At 68.4% G+C, this 15,571-nt stretch carries 13 protein-coding genes, 1 tRNA gene and 1 pseudogene; 11 read left to right on the plus strand and 4 right to left on the minus strand.

The window, feature by feature from the left end:
• Nucleotides 1–13 precede the first annotated feature (13 nt).
• From yidC to rpmH, 4 genes are read right to left on the minus strand one after another with little or no spacing between them, the layout of a single operon-like run.
• Nucleotides 14–1,120, minus strand: coding sequence for a membrane protein insertase YidC (gene yidC / locus OG247_RS21905; protein WP_327253831.1), 1,107 nt, complete (start codon nt 1,118–1,120; stop codon nt 14–16).
• Between the two features lie 3 nt (nt 1,121–1,123).
• Complete coding sequence (yidD, locus tag OG247_RS21910) at nt 1,124–1,405, minus strand: membrane protein insertion efficiency factor YidD (protein WP_076043740.1); 282 nt, start codon at nt 1,403–1,405, stop codon at nt 1,124–1,126.
• Nucleotides 1,402–1,776, minus strand: a complete 375-nt coding sequence (gene rnpA / locus OG247_RS21915) for a ribonuclease P protein component (protein WP_267754555.1) — start codon at nt 1,774–1,776, stop codon at nt 1,402–1,404. Before rnpA ends, yidD begins: the two co-directional genes overlap by 4 nt.
• A gap of 22 nt (nt 1,777–1,798) precedes the next feature.
• A complete protein-coding gene (rpmH, locus tag OG247_RS21920; RefSeq protein ID WP_100597229.1) occupies nt 1,799–1,936 on the minus strand; it encodes a 50S ribosomal protein L34 in 138 nt (45 codons plus the stop codon).
• 359 nt (nt 1,937–2,295) lie between these two features.
• Here rpmH and OG247_RS44855 point away from each other — a divergent pair.
• The 11 genes and pseudogenes from OG247_RS44855 to OG247_RS21970 form a co-directional block, all read left to right on the plus strand.
• Nucleotides 2,296–2,857 (plus strand): annotated as a pseudogene (locus tag OG247_RS44855) (chromosomal replication initiator protein DnaA); the annotation flags it as partial.
• A gap of 11 nt (nt 2,858–2,868) precedes the next feature.
• Nucleotides 2,869–4,104 (plus strand): chromosomal replication initiator protein DnaA, encoded by a 1,236-nt coding sequence (dnaA, locus tag OG247_RS21925; RefSeq protein WP_442813649.1) that lies wholly within the window; start codon nt 2,869–2,871, stop codon nt 4,102–4,104.
• A gap of 878 nt (nt 4,105–4,982) precedes the next feature.
• Complete coding sequence (gene dnaN, locus OG247_RS21930; RefSeq protein WP_243331110.1) at nt 4,983–6,113, plus strand: DNA polymerase III subunit beta; 1,131 nt, start codon at nt 4,983–4,985, stop codon at nt 6,111–6,113.
• A gap of 318 nt (nt 6,114–6,431) precedes the next feature.
• Nucleotides 6,432–7,307: a phosphogluconate dehydrogenase (NAD(+)-dependent, decarboxylating) gene (gene gnd, locus OG247_RS21935; protein ID WP_243331108.1), complete on the plus strand. Its 876-nt coding sequence runs from the start codon at nt 6,432–6,434 to the stop codon at nt 7,305–7,307.
• Nucleotides 7,308–7,410: 103 nt separating this feature from the next.
• Nucleotides 7,411–8,547 (plus strand): DNA replication/repair protein RecF, encoded by a 1,137-nt coding sequence (gene recF, locus OG247_RS21940; RefSeq protein WP_327253834.1) that lies wholly within the window; start codon nt 7,411–7,413, stop codon nt 8,545–8,547.
• Nucleotides 8,544–9,089: a DUF721 domain-containing protein gene (locus tag OG247_RS21945; RefSeq protein ID WP_327253835.1), complete on the plus strand. Its 546-nt coding sequence runs from the start codon at nt 8,544–8,546 to the stop codon at nt 9,087–9,089. The genes recF and OG247_RS21945 overlap by 4 nt, the downstream gene beginning before the upstream one ends.
• 562 nt (nt 9,090–9,651) lie before the next feature.
• On the plus strand, nt 9,652–11,709 hold the full coding sequence (gyrB, locus tag OG247_RS21950) for a DNA topoisomerase (ATP-hydrolyzing) subunit B (RefSeq protein WP_327253836.1): 2,058 nt from the start codon (nt 9,652–9,654) through the stop codon (nt 11,707–11,709).
• Nucleotides 11,710–11,749: 40 nt separating this feature from the next.
• Nucleotides 11,750–14,365 carry a DNA gyrase subunit A gene (gyrA, locus tag OG247_RS21955; RefSeq protein WP_327253837.1) on the plus strand — a complete coding sequence of 872 codons (2,616 nt, stop codon included), beginning with the start codon at nt 11,750–11,752 and terminating at the stop codon, nt 14,363–14,365.
• A 2-nt stretch (nt 14,366–14,367) separates the two neighbouring features.
• Nucleotides 14,368–14,997, plus strand: coding sequence for a DUF3566 domain-containing protein (locus OG247_RS21960; RefSeq protein ID WP_327253838.1), 630 nt, complete (start codon nt 14,368–14,370; stop codon nt 14,995–14,997).
• Between the two features lie 106 nt (nt 14,998–15,103).
• A tRNA-Ile gene (locus OG247_RS21965) sits at nt 15,104–15,177 on the plus strand.
• Nucleotides 15,178–15,322: 145 nt separating this feature from the next.
• Entirely contained in the window at nt 15,323–15,457 is a 135-nt protein-coding gene (locus tag OG247_RS21970) for a DLW-39 family protein (protein ID WP_208809277.1), read from the plus strand.
• The last annotated feature ends 114 nt before the right edge of the window (nt 15,458–15,571 follow it).

Below are 15,571 nucleotides of genomic sequence, written 5' to 3' on the forward strand. Positions count from 1 at the left end.
GAGGGACTCCTTCTTACTTCTTGGGAGAGGGCTTGCTGGGGGGCGTCTGACGCTGCGACTTCGACTGCCGCTTGGGCTGCTGGCGCTTCTGTCCGCCACCGCCGGCCGCATCGGAATCCACGGTCGCCTCGACGCTCTTCGCCACGGAGCCGTCCGCCTGCGCGGCCAGGCCCTGCTTGCTCAGACCGGTGATGAACTTGCGCTCGTTGTCGTTGCGGTCCGGACCCTTGGCCACGATCGCCGCGACGATCTTCTTCTTGCCCCGGCTCTTGAGCTCGCCGTGCGCGGTGATCTGCTTCAGCAGGCGCGTCAGGTACTGGTCCTGGGCCAGGCTGCCCGGGGTGGGGTTCCGGCTGATGACGAACATCTGCTGGCCCATGGTCCACAGGTTCGTGGTCAGCCAGTAGACGAGGACGCCGACGGGGAAGTTGATGCCCATGAAGGCGAAGATCAGGGGGAAGACGTACATCAGCATCTTCTGCTGCTGCATGAACGGCGTCTTGACCGAGAGGTCGACGTTCTTCTGCATCAGCTGGCGCTGCGTGTAGAACTGCGACAGCGACATCATCACGATCATGATCGCGGTGACGATCCGCACGTCGGTGATCGAGGCGCCCAGAGCGGCGACCTTCTCGGGGCTGTCCATGAACTTGGAAGCCAGCGGGGCACCGAAAATGTGCGCGTTACGCGCGCTCTCCAGCAGCGGGCCGTCGATCTGACCGATCGGCGTGCCGTTGGCGATGCTGGCGAGCACGTGGTAGAGCGCGAAGAAGAACGGGGACTGCGCCAGGATGGGAAGGCACGAGGAGAGCGGGTTGGTACCCGTCTCCTTGTACAGCTTCATCATCTCTTCGGACTGGCGCTGCTTGTCGTTCTTGTAGCGCTCCTGGATCGCCTTCATCTTCGGCTGGATCGCCTGCATGCCGCGCGTCGCCTTGATCTGCTTCACGAAGAGCGGGATCAGGCAGATGCGGATCAAGATCACCAGGGAGACGATGGACAGGCCCCAGGCCCAACCACTGTCCGCGCCGAACATGGCGCCGTACACCTTGTGGAACTGGACGATGATCCACGAGACAGGCGTGGTAATAAAGCTGAACAGACTGGCAATCGTGTCCACTAATCAGGCTCCTTGAGCATTGCGAGATCTACGCAACGCACTGCGCAGCTGCTCGTGCCAACGCGGGCGTTTCCGGGGTGGGACGTGGTCCACGCCACCCGGGGACCACGGATTGCACCGCAGGATCCGCCAGGCGGTCAGAGCCGTCCCCTTCACCGCACCATGCCGGTCGATGGCCGTGTACCCGTAGTGCGAACACGAGGGGTAGTAACGGCACACCGGCCCGAGCAGCGGACTGATCGTCCACTGGTACAGCTTGATCAATGCGAGCAGCGGGTACTTCATCGAGCGACGCCTCCCAAGAGCCGCAGCAATGCGGCATCGAGGTCCCGGGCCAGCTCGTCGAGACCGGCATCACCCGCTCCGGGCAGAGCCCGTACCACCATCAGGCTACCTTCGGGCAGCTGAGACAGCCGCTCGCGGACGAGATGGCGCAAACGGCGCTTGACCCGGTTGCGTACCACGGCGATGCCGACAGCCTTGCTGACGACGAAACCCGCACGCGTCGAGGGATCGATCTCCCCCGGCGCGTGCGGGTCCGTTGCACCGCTTGTACGTAGGTGGACGACGAGGAGCGGGCGACCAGCCCGACGACCTCGACGTACCGCGCTCGCGAAGTCCTCGCGCCGCCTCAGCCGATTTTCGGGAGACAGCACGACGTCACGATCCGCCCGTCAGTTACGCGGAGAGTTCGGCGCGGCCCTTGCCACGACGGTTCGCGAGGATGGCGCGGCCGGCACGGGTACGCATCCGGAGACGGAAGCCGTGGGTCTTGGCACGACGGCGGTTGTTCGGCTGGAAGGTGCGCTTGCTCACTCGAGGGCTCCAGAGAATAAATCGTTTAGGCGGGACATCGCCTGGCTGTCACCGTGCGCCCACGAGGAGAAAACTCGCGTGTTCGCCCGAGTGGCACCGCAAAACGATCACAATCAGTGATCTTCGCCCATCGGTAGGCAGGCGGCAGCAGCCATCGACAACTCGACCTCGTTACGGTACGCGCGGCTACGCCATCCGGTCAAACCGAGTCGACGGTGCCCCACACTGTGCACAGGCTGTGGACAACGACTTGAACCGTACCCGCTGGCCTGACTACCGTTGCCTGACCCTGGATTTTTTGTCCCGACCGTCCCAAAGAACCACACATTCGTGGGACCCCCTCTGAGAGAGCGTGCTCTGTGGCTGACGTACCTGCCGATCTTGCCGCAGTGTGGCCAAGGGTGCTCGAAAAGCTCCTCGGGGAGGGACAGAACAGCATCGAACCCAAGGACAAGCAGTGGGTCGAGCGCTGTCAGCCCCTGGCCCTGGTCGCGGACACCGCGCTGCTCGCCGTCCCCAACGAGTACGGCAAGCGCGTCCTCGAGGGCCGGCTCGCCCCCCTCATCAGCGACGCCCTCAGCCGTGAGTGCGGCCGCCCCATCCGGATCGCCATCACCGTCGACGACTCCGCCGGCGAGCCCTCGCCCCCCTCGTCCCCCTCCCGCGACGGCTACGAACCGTACGGCGACCAGCGCCCCGGCGGGCACACCGGCCCCGGGGGCCACACGGGACCCGGCGGACACACCGGCCACACCGGACCCGCGGACGACCAGCTCCCCAGCGCCCGCCCCGCCTACCCGGACTACCAGCAGCCGCGCTCCGAGCCCGGCGCCTGGCCCCGCGGCGGCCAGCAGGACGACTACGGCTGGCAGCAGCCCCGCCTCGGCGGCTTCCCCGAACGCGATCCGTACGCCTCCCCGCAGCCCGGCTACATGCAGCAGTCCGAGCCCTCCTCTTACGACCAGGGCTCCTACGAACAGCAGAAGTACGAGCAGCAGCAGTACGAGGGTCAGCAGCAGCGCTCCTCCCGCCAGTACGAGCAGCAGCAGTACGACCAGCCGCCCGCGCGGCAGGCACCCAGCCGGCCCGCGCCCTCGGCCCCGTCCGGCGGATCCACCTCGGGCCCGCTGGAGCCGACCGCCCGGCTGAACCCCAAGTACCTCTTCGACACCTTCGTCATCGGCGCCTCCAACCGCTTCGCGCACGCCGCCGCGGTGGCCGTCGCCGAGGCGCCGGCGAAGGCGTACAACCCCCTCTTCATCTACGGGGAATCGGGCCTCGGCAAGACGCACCTGCTCCACGCCATCGGGCACTACGCACGGAGCCTCTACCCCGGCACCCGGGTGCGGTACGTGAGCTCCGAGGAGTTCACCAACGAGTTCATCAACTCGATCCGCGACGGCAAGGGCGACGCGTTCCGCAAGCGCTACCGCGAGATGGACATCCTGCTCGTCGACGACATCCAGTTCCTGGCGAGCAAGGAGTCGACGCAGGAGGAGTTCTTCCACACCTTCAACACGCTCCACAACGCCAACAAGCAGATCGTGCTCTCCTCCGACCGGCCGCCCAAGCAGCTCGCCACCCTGGAGGACCGGCTCCGCAACCGCTTCGAGTGGGGCCTGATCACCGACGTCCAGCCGCCCGAGCTGGAAACCCGCATCGCGATCCTGCGCAAGAAGGCCGTACAGGAGCAGCTCAACGCCCCGCCGGAGGTGCTGGAGTTCATCGCCTCCCGCATCTCGCGCAACATCCGCGAGCTGGAGGGGGCGCTGATCCGGGTCACGGCCTTCGCGAGCCTGAACCGGCAGCCGGTCGACCTGGGCCTGACCGAGGACGTCCTGAAGAACCTGATCCCGGGCGGCGAGGACAGCTCGCCCGAGATCACCGCCACCGACATCATGGCGGCCACCGCCGACTACTTCGGGCTGACCGTGGACGACCTGTGCGGCTCCTCGCGCAGCCGGGTCCTGGTCACCGCCCGGCAGATCTCCATGTACCTGTGCCGGGAGCTCACGGACCTCTCGCTACCCAAGATCGGGGCGCAGTTCGGCGGCCGCGACCACACCACCGTCATGCACGCGGACCGCAAGATCCGCGCTCTGATGGCGGAACGCCGCTCCATCTACAACCAGGTGACCGAGCTCACGAACCGCATCAAGAACGGCTGACGCCGGCTCTGTGGACGTGCCGTACGGGCGCCGCCGAGCCCTTCCAAACGCTTCAAGAGGGCGCTCCCGGGTCACTTCGGGGGCGCCCTTCTTCATGCGTGCGCCCCCAACTTGTTCGAATACGCCCCCTTGGGGGCAACTCATCCACAGATTGGGCGACTTTCTTCCGTCCACAGCCTGGGGACGGGCCGCGTCACCCACAAGACTGTCCACAGGGCCCAGGTGTGAGGCACCATCAGGGCTGGTCAGACCCCTGTGGAATTGTGCGCAACGACTATCCACAGGCTGTGGACGAAAATTTCATCCACAGGTCCGTCCACCGCGTTGTCCACCGCCGGTCCACAGCTTCCCGGGGCCTGTGCACAGGATCAGACGACTTCCCCACACCGTTGTCCACTGTTCGGCAACGCGGAACCCTCCATCACCGCCCCGAGTGAAAGCGGTCACACCGAAGTCGACGTTTGGGTTGTGGACTACTCGGGAAAACCTGGGGACGCACCTGTGGAGTAGTGAGGGTCATCTGGGGATGGCCTGTGCAGAAGTTTTCGTTCTCCACAGAGACACCCGGTTGTCCACCGGTGTCGCCCACAGGGTGTGGGGATAAAAAACGTGGGCTGACCTGCGAAAACACTGTTATCCACCGTTTCCACAGGCCCTACTACTACCCCCATAGAGAGTTAGCCCGGTTTCGGTTTTCAAGCAGGTCCTGTGCACAACTCGGTGGATCGCCCTCCCCGACACCTCGCTCCCGACTTGACCGCCGACAGCGACGACTGTCGGCGCCGTACGTCAGACTGGTCCCCGGCATCGGTCGAGGCATCGACGAGCCGACGACGAAGGCCGGCAGACGAGCGAGCAACAGCAGGAGGCGGTTTCCGGTGAAGATCCGGGTGGAGCGCGACGTACTCGCGGAGGCGGTGGCCTGGGCTGCCCGTAGCCTCCCGGCCCGGCCGCCGGTGCCCGTTCTCGCGGGCCTGCTGCTGAAGGCCGAGGAGGGCAAGCTGTCCCTCTCCGGCTTCGACTACGAGGTCTCGGCCCGGGTCTCCGTCGAGGCCGACGTCGAGGAGGACGGCACCGTCCTGGTCTCCGGCCGGCTGCTCGCCGACATCTGCCGCGCCCTGCCCAACCGTCCGGTGGAGATTTCCACAGACGGTGTACGGGCGACCGTGGTCTGCGGCTCCTCGCGATTCACACTCCACACCCTGCCTGTGGAGGAGTACCCGGCACTGCCGACGATGCCCACCGCGACCGGCACCGTGCCCGGCGAGGTCTTCGCCTCCGCCGCCGCCCAGGTCGCCATCGCCGCGGGCCGCGACGACACGCTGCCCGTGCTGACCGGTGTCCGCATCGAGATCGAGGGCGACAAGGTCACCCTGGCCTCCACCGACCGCTACCGCTTCGCGGTCCGCGAGTTCCTGTGGAAGCCCGAGGACCCGGAGGCCTCGGCCGTGGCCCTGGTGCCCGCCAAGACCCTCCTGGACACCGCCAAGTCGCTGACCAGCGGCGACACGGTCACCATCGCGCTGTCGGGCTCCGGCCAGGGCGAGGGCCTCATCGGCTTCGAGGGCGCGGGCCGGCGCACCACCACCCGACTCCTCGAGGGCGACCTGCCGAAGTACCGCACGCTCTTCCCGACGGAGTTCAACTCCGTCGCCGTGATCGAGACCGCCCCGTTCGTCGAGGCCGTCAAGCGCGTGGCCCTCGTCGCCGAGCGCAACACCCCGGTCCGCCTCAGCTTCGAGCAGGGCGTGCTGATCCTGGAGGCCGGTTCCTCCGACGACGCACAGGCTGTGGAGCGCGTCGACGCGAAGCTGGAGGGCGACGACATCTCGATCGCCTTCAACCCGACCTTCCTGCTGGACGGCCTGAGCGCGATCGACTCGCCGGCCGCGCAGCTCAGCTTCACCACGTCCACCAAGCCGGCGCTGCTCAGCGGCCGCCCGGCGGTCGACGCCGAGGCCGACGAGGCGTACAAGTACCTGATCATGCCGGTCCGCCTCTCCGGCTGATCCCGGAAACGACGCGGCAGCCCCCTCGGGCCCGGCCCCGCTTCCCGCGGACCGGGCCCGAGGGCGTTCCGCCTCCCGCCCCGCGGAGCCCCGAAGCGGCCCTGCGGCGGGCTCGTGGGGGCCCCGCAGCGGCCTCGCAGGAGTCCGTGGAGAGCCCCTACGGAGCCTCGTGCGCGGCCCGCAGCGCGCCAGGGCGCCGACACCCGGAGTGCCCGTGGCGCCGGGCGCCGCGGCCCGGCGTAGGCTCGGCACGGGGGGATGTCCCCGGGCAGGGGAGCACCCCGGCACAGACGGCCACAACGCTTAAGGAACCACCTGATGGAGCTTGGTCTCGTCGGTCTCGGCAAGATGGGCGGCAACATGCGCGAGCGCATCCGCCGCGCCGGCCACACCGTCATCGGATACGACCGCAACCCGGACCTCGCCGATGTCCACAGCCTGTCGGAACTTGTGGACAGCCTGCAGGCCCCCCGCGTGGTGTGGGTCATGGTCCCGGCCGGCGCGGCGACCCAGTCCACCGTGGACGAGCTCGCCGGCCTGCTCTCGCCCGGCGACATCGTCGTCGACGGCGGCAACTCCCGCTGGACCGACGACGAGAAGCACGGCGCCGAGCTGGCCGCCAAGGGCATCGGCTTCGTGGACTGCGGAGTCTCGGGCGGCGTCTGGGGCCTGGAGAACGGCTACGCGCTGATGTACGGCGGCGACAAGGAGCACGTCGCGGCCGTCCAGCCGGTCTTCGACGCCCTCAAGCCCGAGGGTGAGTTCGGCGCCGTGCACGCCGGCAAGATCGGCGCCGGCCACTTCGCGAAGATGGTCCACAACGGCATCGAGTACGCCATGATGCAGGCCTACGCCGAGGGCTGGGAGCTCCTGGAGAAGGTCGACTCGGTCACCGACGTCCGCGAGGTGTTCCGGTCCTGGCAGGAGGGCACGGTCATCCGTTCCTGGCTGCTGGACCTGGCCGTGAACGCGCTGGACGAGGACGAGCACCTGCAGCAGCTGCGCGGCTTCGCGCAGGACTCCGGCGAGGGCCGCTGGACGGTCGAGGCCGCGATCGACAACGCCGTGCCGCTGCCCGCGATCACGGCCTCGCTCTTCGCACGGTTCGCGTCCCGCCAGGACGACTCCCCGCAGATGAAGATGATCGCCGCGCTGCGCAACCAGTTCGGCGGCCACGCGGTCGAGAAGAAGTAATCCACAACCGCTCCACAGGTCCACAGGTCAACGGCTTGTAGGTCCACAGCCTGTGGAGCGGAGTACGGCAGAGCAGCAGGAAGCCGGGGGAGGTCGGCGCCACATGCACGTTTCGCATCTCTCGTTGGCCGACTTCCGCTCGTACGCCCGGGCCGAGGTTCCCCTCGACCCGGGCGTCACCGCTTTCGTGGGCCCCAACGGGCAGGGCAAGACCAATCTCGTCGAGGCGATCGGCTACCTCGCGACCCTCGGCAGCCACCGCGTCTCCGCGGACGCCCCGCTCGTGCGGATGGGCGCCGAGCGCGCCGTCATCCGGGCCGCGGTCACCCAGGGCGAGCGGCAGCAGCTCGTGGAGCTGGAGCTGAACCCGGGCCGCGCCAACCGGGCCAGGATCAACAGGTCCTCGCAGGTCAGGCCTCGGGACGTCCTGGGCATCGTGCGCACCGTGCTGTTCGCCCCCGAGGACCTGGCCCTGGTCAAGGGCGACCCCGGGGAGCGGCGCCGCTTCCTCGACGAGCTCGTCACGGCCCGCTCGCCGCGCATGGCGGCCGTCCGCTCGGACTACGAGCGGGTGCTCAAGCAGCGCAACACCCTCCTGAAGTCGGCGGCGATGGCCCGCCGGCACGGCGGCCGCTCGATGGACCTGTCCACCCTCGACGTGTGGGACCAGCACCTGGCGCGCACGGGCGCGGAGCTGCTGGCCCACCGGCTCGACCTGCTCGCGACCCTGCTGCCGCTGGCGGACAAGGCGTACGAGCAGCTGGCGCCGGGCGGCGGACCGCTCGGCGCGGCCTACAAGTCCTCCGCGGGCGAGCAGGTGGACAGCGGCGAGGCGCGCACCCGCGAGGCGCTGTACGAGGTCCTCCTGGGCGCGCTGGCCGAGGTGCGCAAGGGCGAGATCGAGCGCGGGGTGACCCTGGTCGGCCCGCACCGCGACGACGTGGTGCTGCGCCTCGGGGAGCTGCCGGCCAAGGGGTACGCCAGCCACGGCGAGTCCTGGTCGTACGCGCTGGCCCTGCGGCTGGCCTCCTACGAGCTGCTGCGCGCGGAGGGCAGCGAGCCGGTGCTGATCCTCGACGACGTGTTCGCGGAGCTGGACGCGCGCCGCCGGGAGCGGCTGGCGGAGCTGGTGGCGCCCGGCGAGCAGGTGCTGGTGACGGCGGCGGTCGACGACGACGTGCCCGGGGTGCTGGTCGGGACCCGGTTCGCGGTGGCCGGCGGGGAGGTGACCCGGCTGTGAGCGGCAAGGAGCAGGAACCGGCCCCGCAGGACCCGCCGCGCAAGACGCCCGAGCCCTCGGGCGTGGACCTGGCACGCCAGGCCCTGGCGGCGGCGCGCGAGGCGGCGCGGGCCCGGGGCAACGCGGCGCAGAACAAGAAGGGCGGCTACCGGCCGGGCCTGCGCTCGGGCGCCCGAGCCGACGGCAGGGATCCGATGCCGCTGATGGCGGCACTGGACCGGCTGCGCACGGAGCGCGGCTGGGAGATGCCGATGGCGGTGGCGGGCGTGATGGAGCGCTGGCCGGAGATCGTCGGCCAGGACATCGCCACCCACTGCGTGCCGGACCGGTACGAGGACCGCGAGCTGGTCGTGCGCTGCGATTCCTCGGCGTGGGCGGCGCAGCTGAAGCTGCTGGCCCCGCAGCTGGTGGCCCGGCTCAACGCGGACCTGGGGCAGGGCACCGTCCGGCTGATCAAGGTCCACGGCCCGGGCGGCGGGCCGAAACGGTACGGCCCCTGGCGGGCCCCGGGGAGCACCGGCCCGGGGGACACCTACGGGTGAGCCCGCGGGGCCCTGCGCCGGGGCCTCGCGCCGTGGGGCCGGACTGCGCATGACCCGGCGCGGGGTGACCCGACGCCGCCGGGCCGGCTCCGCGCGCCTTGGCGCGACGGTTGAACCGGCGTCCCCGACCGTGCGTGTACCGGTCGTGCCGCGGCCCGGGCGGCGGCACGGGCCCGGGCCCGCGCCCCGGTGCGCGTACACCCGTACGGCCCGCCCGCGCGCGCACCCGTACGGGTGAGTAGGGGTCCGGTGGACGACCGTACGGACGGCTGTGCGGGTGGTGTCCCTCACGGTAGCGAGAGGTTGACAGCCCGAAGCGCTCAATGCCCGTGTGAGCCTCTTTGAGCCCCTCCCCGGATATGGGGAGTCGGAGAGAGGAGTTTCCGGGCGGCACATGCGGACTCAGGTACCGGCAAACGCCCATTCATGGGGGTGATACCGGTAGACTGAACGAGAATCCCGCGCACGCGCGGGATCCAGTCGAGTAAAGCTGACCACCGCTGACAACGCAGATCGACGCAGCCGCTCCCGCTTGCATGCATGCCGGCCCGGAGTACGGCCTGTGCTGTGCCAGAAAGGGCGCTTCGTGGCCGATTCCGGCAACCCCAACGACAACCAGTCCACAGTCGGCCAGAACGGCGAGGTCACGTCCTCGTACGACGCCAGTGCCATCCAGGTCCTCGAGGGCTTGGACGCGGTCCGCAAGCGGCCCGGCATGTACATCGGCTCGACCGGTGAGCGCGGGCTCCACCACCTCGTCTACGAGGTCGTCGACAACTCGGTCGACGAGGCCCTGGCCGGGCACGCGGACACCATCGACGTGACGATCCTCGCCGACGGCGGCGTGCGCGTAGTCGACAACGGCCGCGGCATCCCGGTCGGCATCGTGCCGTCCGAGGGGAAGCCGGCCGTCGAGGTCGTGCTGACGGTCCTGCACGCGGGCGGCAAGTTCGGCGGTGGCGGCTACGCCGTCTCCGGCGGTCTGCACGGCGTCGGCGTCTCCGTCGTGAACGCCTTGTCCACCAGGGTCGCGGTCGAGGTCAAGACCGACGGTTTCCGCTGGACCCAGGACTACAAGCTCGGTGTCCCGACGGCGGCCCTGCTGAAGAACGAGGAGACGTCCGAGACGGGCACCTCGGTCACCTTCTGGGCCGACGGCGACATCTTCGAGACCACCGAGTACTCCTTCGAGACGCTCTCGCGCCGCTTCCAGGAGATGGCCTTCCTCAACAAGGGCCTGACCCTCTCGCTGACGGACGAGCGCGAGTCGGCGAAGGCCACGATGGGCGCGGACACCGCCGAGGAGACCGACGACCAGCAGGCGCGCACGGTCAAGTACCACTACGAGGGCGGCATCGTCGACTTCGTGAAGTACCTGAACGCGCGCAAGGGCGAGCTGATCCACCCGACCGTCATCGACGTCGAGGCCGAGGACAAGGAGCGCATGCTCTCGGTCGAGATCGCGATGCAGTGGAACTCGCAGTACACCGAGGGGGTCTACTCCTTCGCGAACACGATCCACACGCACGAGGGCGGTACCCACGAAGAGGGCTTCCGTGCGGCGATGACAGGCCTGGTCAACCGCTACGCGCGGGAGAAGAAGTTCCTCCGCGAGAAGGACGACAACCTCGCCGGCGAGGACATCCGCGAGGGTCTGACGGCGATCATCTCGGTGAAGCTGGGCGAGCCGCAGTTCGAGGGCCAGACGAAGACCAAGCTGGGCAACACGGAGGCCAAGACCTTCGTGCAGAAGGTCGTGCACGAGCACCTCAACGACTGGTTCGACCGGAACCCGAACGAGGCCGCGGACATCATCCGCAAGTCGATCCAGGCGGCCACGGCGCGCGTCGCGGCCCGCAAGGCCCGTGACCTCACCCGTCGCAAGGGTCTGCTGGAGAGCGCCTCGCTGCCGGGCAAGCTGTCGGACTGCCAGTCCAACGACCCGACCAAGTGCGAGATCTTCATCGTCGAGGGCGACTCGGCCGGCGGCTCGGCGAAGTCCGGCCGCAACCCGATGTACCAGGCCATCCTGCCGATCCGCGGCAAGATCCTGAACGTCGAGAAGGCCCGCATCGACAAGATCCTCCAGAACACCGAGGTCCAGGCGCTGATCAGCGCCTTCGGCACGGGTGTGCACGAGGACTTCGACATCGAGAAGCTCCGCTATCACAAGATCATCCTGATGGCGGACGCCGACGTCGACGGCCAGCACATCAACACCCTGCTGCTGACCTTCCTGTTCCGCTTCATGCGGCCGCTGGTCGAGGCCGGTCACGTGTACCTGTCGCGGCCGCCGCTCTACAAGATCAAGTGGGGTCGCGACGACTTCGAGTACGCGTACTCGGACCGCGAGCGCGACGCCCTGGTCGAGCTCGGCAAGCAGAACGGCAAGCGGATCAAGGAAGACTCGATCCAGCGCTTCAAGGGTCTGGGCGAGATGAACGCCGAGGAGCTGCGCATCACCACGATGGACGTGGACCACCGCGTGCTCGGCCAGGTCACCCTGGACGATGCCGCGCAGGCCGACGACCTGTTCTCGGTGCTGATGGGTGAGGACGTCGAAGCCCGGCGCTCCTTCATCCAGCGCAACGCCAAGGACGTTCGCTTCCTCGACATCTGAGTCGGCTCAGCTGACCGCCCGAAAGGACTTCTGACCAGCAATGGCCGACGAAATCACCCCCACCGCCGCGGAATCCGCGGAGGAGCAGCCCGTCGTGCGCATCGAGCCCGTGGGGCTCGAGACGGAGATGCAGCGCTCCTACCTCGACTACGCGATGTCCGTCATCGTCTCCCGCGCGCTGCCCGACGTACGGGACGGCCTCAAGCCGGTCCACCGTCGTGTGCTGTACGCGATGTACGACGGCGGCTACCGGCCCGAGAAGGGCTTCTACAAGTGCGCCCGCGTCGTCGGTGACGTCATGGGCACGTACCACCCGCACGGTGACTCCTCGATCTACGACGCCCTGGTCCGCCTGGCCCAGCCGTGGTCGCTGCGCATGCCGCTCGTGGACTCCAACGGCAACTTCGGCTCCCCGGGCAACGACCCGGCGGCCGCGATGCGCTACACCGAGTGCAAGCTCATGCCGCTGGCCATGGAGATGCTCCGGGACATCGACGAGGAGACCGTCGACTTCACGGACAACTACGACGGCCGCAACCAGGAGCCCACCGTCCTGCCGGCGCGGTTCCCGAACCTGCTGATCAACGGTTCGGCGGGCATCGCGGTCGGCATGGCCACCAACATCCCGCCGCACAACCTGCGCGAGGTCGCGGCCGGCGCCCAGTGGGCGCTGGAGCACCCGGAGGCCTCGCACGAGGAGCTCCAGGACGCGCTCATCGAGCGGATCAAGGGCCCGGACTTCCCGTCGGGCGCCCTGGTCGTGGGCCGCAAGGGCATCGAGGAGGCGTACCGGACCGGTCGCGGCTCCATCACGATGCGCGCGGTGGTCGAGGTCGAGGAGATCCAGAACCGCCAGTGCCTGGTGGTCACGGAGCTTCCGTACCAGACCAACCCCGACAACCTGGCGCAGAAGATCGCCGACCTGGTGAAGGACGGCAAGGTCGGCGGCATCGCCGACGTCCGCGACGAGACCTCGTCCCGGACCGGCCAGCGCCTGGTGATCGTCCTCAAGCGCGACGCCGTCGCCAAGGTCGTGCTGAACAACCTCTACAAGCACACCGACCTGCAGACGAACTTCGGCGCGAACATGCTGGCGCTGGTGGACGGCGTGCCGCGCACGCTGTCGATCGACGCCTTCATCCGCCACTGGGTGACGCACCAGATCGAGGTCATCGTCCGGCGCACGAAGTTCCGCCTGCGCAAGGCGGAGGAGCGCGCCCACATCCTGCGCGGTCTGCTCAAGGCGCTGGACGCGATCGACGAGGTCATCGCGCTGATCCGGCGCAGCAACACGGTCGAGATCGCCCGCGAGGGCCTGATGGGCCTGCTGTCGATCGACGAGATCCAGGCGAACGCGATCCTGGAGATGCAGCTCCGCCGCCTCGCGGCCCTGGAGCGGCAGAAGATCGTCGCCGAGCACGACGAGCTCCAGGCCAAGATCAACGAGTACAACGCGATCCTGGCCTCCGAGGAGCGCCAGCGTCAGATCGTCAGCGAGGAACTGGCGGCCATCGTCGAGAAGTTCGGCGACGACCGGCGTTCCAAGCTGGTGCCCTTCGACGGCGACATGTCCATGGAGGACCTGATCGCCGAAGAGGACATCGTCGTCACGATCACCCACGGCGGGTACGTCAAGCGCACCAAGACCGAGGACTACCGCTCGCAGAAGCGCGGCGGCAAGGGCGTGCGCGGCACGAAGCTGAAGCAGGACGACCTCGTCGACCACTTCTTCGTGTCCACCACGCACCACTGGCTGCTGTTCTTCACGAACAAGGGCCGGGTCTACCGCTCCAAGGCGTACGAGCTCCCGGACGCCGGCCGCGACGCGCGCGGGCAGCACGTGGCGAACCTGCTGGCCTTCCAGCCGGACGAGAAGATCGCCCAGATCCTCGCGATCCGCGACTACGAGATCGCCCCGTACCTGATCCTGGCCACCAAGGGCGGCCTGGTGAAGAAGACGGCGCTCAAGGACTACGACTCGCCCCGTTCGGGTGGCGTCATCGCCATCAACCTGCGGGAGACCGAGGACGGCAGCGACGACGAGCTGATCGGCGCCGAGCTGGTGTCCGCCGAGGACGACCTGCTGCTCATCAGCAAGAAGGCGCAGTCGATCCGCTTCACGGCGACCGACGACGCGCTGCGTCCGATGGGCCGCGCCACTTCGGGCGTGAAGGGCATGAGTTTCCGCGGAGGGGACGAACTGCTCTCCATGAGCGTGGTCCGGCCCGGTACGTTCGTATTCACCGCGACCGACGGCGGCTATGCCAAGCGGACCCCGGTGGACGAGTATCGCGTCCAGGGCCGTGGTGGACTGGGCATCAAGGCCGCGAAGATCGTGGAGGACCGCGGCTCGCTCGTCGGGGCGCTCGTGGTCGACGAAACGGACGAAATCCTCGCCATCACGCTCAGCGGTGGTGTGATTCGTACGCGCGTCAACGAAGTACGGGAGACCGGCCGTGACACCATGGGCGTCCAGCTGATCAACCTGGGTAAGCGCGATGCCGTCGTCGGCATCGCCCGCAACGCGGAGGCCGGTCAGGAAACTGACGAGGCCGACGACAGCGAGAACGAGATCGGGACCGACGCGGCTGTCGAAGGACAGGCCGCGGAGGCCGCCGAGGGCACGGAGCCCTCGGCTGGGGAGCACGAGGAGTAAGCGTGAGCGGAGCCACGGGCGCCGGACCGGCCAACACTGGAGCGAACGGTGCCCGTGGCCCCGCCGCGGACTCCCAGGGGGGAACCGTGACGGACACCCGAGGGCCGCAGCCGCCTCAGTCGCCTCAGGCGCAGGCCGGCCCTCAGCCGCCGTACCAGCCGCCGCAGGCGTACTCGGTGCCCCAGGGCCCCGGGACGCCGCGGGGGGCGGGCGATCCCGGTGCGCAGCGCAAGCCGCGCACGGGGGCCCGTATGGCACCCAGGACGCGCAAGGCGCGGCTCAGGGTGGCCAAGGCCGACCCCTGGTCGGTGATGAAGGTCAGCTTCCTGCTGTCGATCGCGCTGGGCGTCTGCACGATCGTGGCGTCGGTGGTGCTGTGGATGGTCATGGACGCCATGGGCATCTTCTCCAGCGTCGGCGGCACGATCAGCGAGGCGACCGGCTCGAACGAGAGCAACGGCTTCGACCTCCAGAGCTTCCTGTCGCTGCCGCGCGTTCTGATCTTCACGTCGGTGATCTCGGTCATCGACGTGGTGCTCATGACGGCGCTGGCGACCCTGGGCGCGTTCATCTACAACCTGTCGGCGGGCTTCGTCGGCGGTGTGGAGCTGACGCTCGCCGAGGACGAGTAGGCCTCCGAGGACGGGGCGGATGACCTGCGCAGACGGGTCGCCGCTATCGATTTTGGAGTCACCGGGTCTGTGCGCTAACCTTCAGAAGTCAGCGCGCAGCGCGGATGGGGCTATAGCTCAGTTGGTTAGAGCGCATCCCTGATAAGGATGAGGCCACAGGTTCAAATCCTGTTAGCCCCACAGTGTCGAAGACCCTCAGGCCCATGGCCTGGGGGTCTTTGTCGTTGGGCCAGTTGGTGCAGTGGTAGGTCACCGATCGGTATCGGTCGGTGTGTATTGTTGGGCGCCAGAAGTCCCCTACGTCAACGAAAGACGAGGTCGCGCGGTGAAGAAGCTGCTCCTGGTCGCACTGGCCGCCATCGGCGGGCTCCTCGTGTACCGCCAGATCCAGGCGGACCGCGCAGAGCAGGACCTGTGGACGGAGGCAACCGACTCCGTGCCTTCTGGTTCCGGTGTGTGAGACCCGAGGTTGATCCCAGAGCCCCGACTGCCGCTGCGGTCGGGGCTTTGTGCTGCTCTGTGACGAAATATTGCGATATGCAAAGAACGTGCTTGCGTTGGCAAACTCGGGGTG

Origin of the sequence: Streptomyces sp. NBC_01244, from assembly GCF_035987325.1 — a bacterium.
Lineage (GTDB): Bacteria > Actinomycetota > Actinomycetes > Streptomycetales > Streptomycetaceae > Streptomyces.

Excerpts from the sequence above, each read along its gene's own strand:
- yidD (WP_076043740.1), bottom strand. The coding sequence starts at position 1,405 with ATGAAGTACCCGCTGCTCGCATTGATCAAGCTGTACCAGTGGACGATC.
- dnaA (WP_442813649.1), top strand. The coding sequence starts at position 2,869 with ATGCAGCAGTCCGAGCCCTCCTCTTACGACCAGGGCTCCTACGAACAG.
- gnd (WP_243331108.1), top strand. The coding sequence starts at position 6,432 with ATGGAGCTTGGTCTCGTCGGTCTCGGCAAGATGGGCGGCAACATGCGC.
- recF (WP_327253834.1), top strand. The coding sequence starts at position 7,411 with ATGCACGTTTCGCATCTCTCGTTGGCCGACTTCCGCTCGTACGCCCGG.
- gyrA (WP_327253837.1), top strand. The coding sequence starts at position 11,750 with ATGGCCGACGAAATCACCCCCACCGCCGCGGAATCCGCGGAGGAGCAG.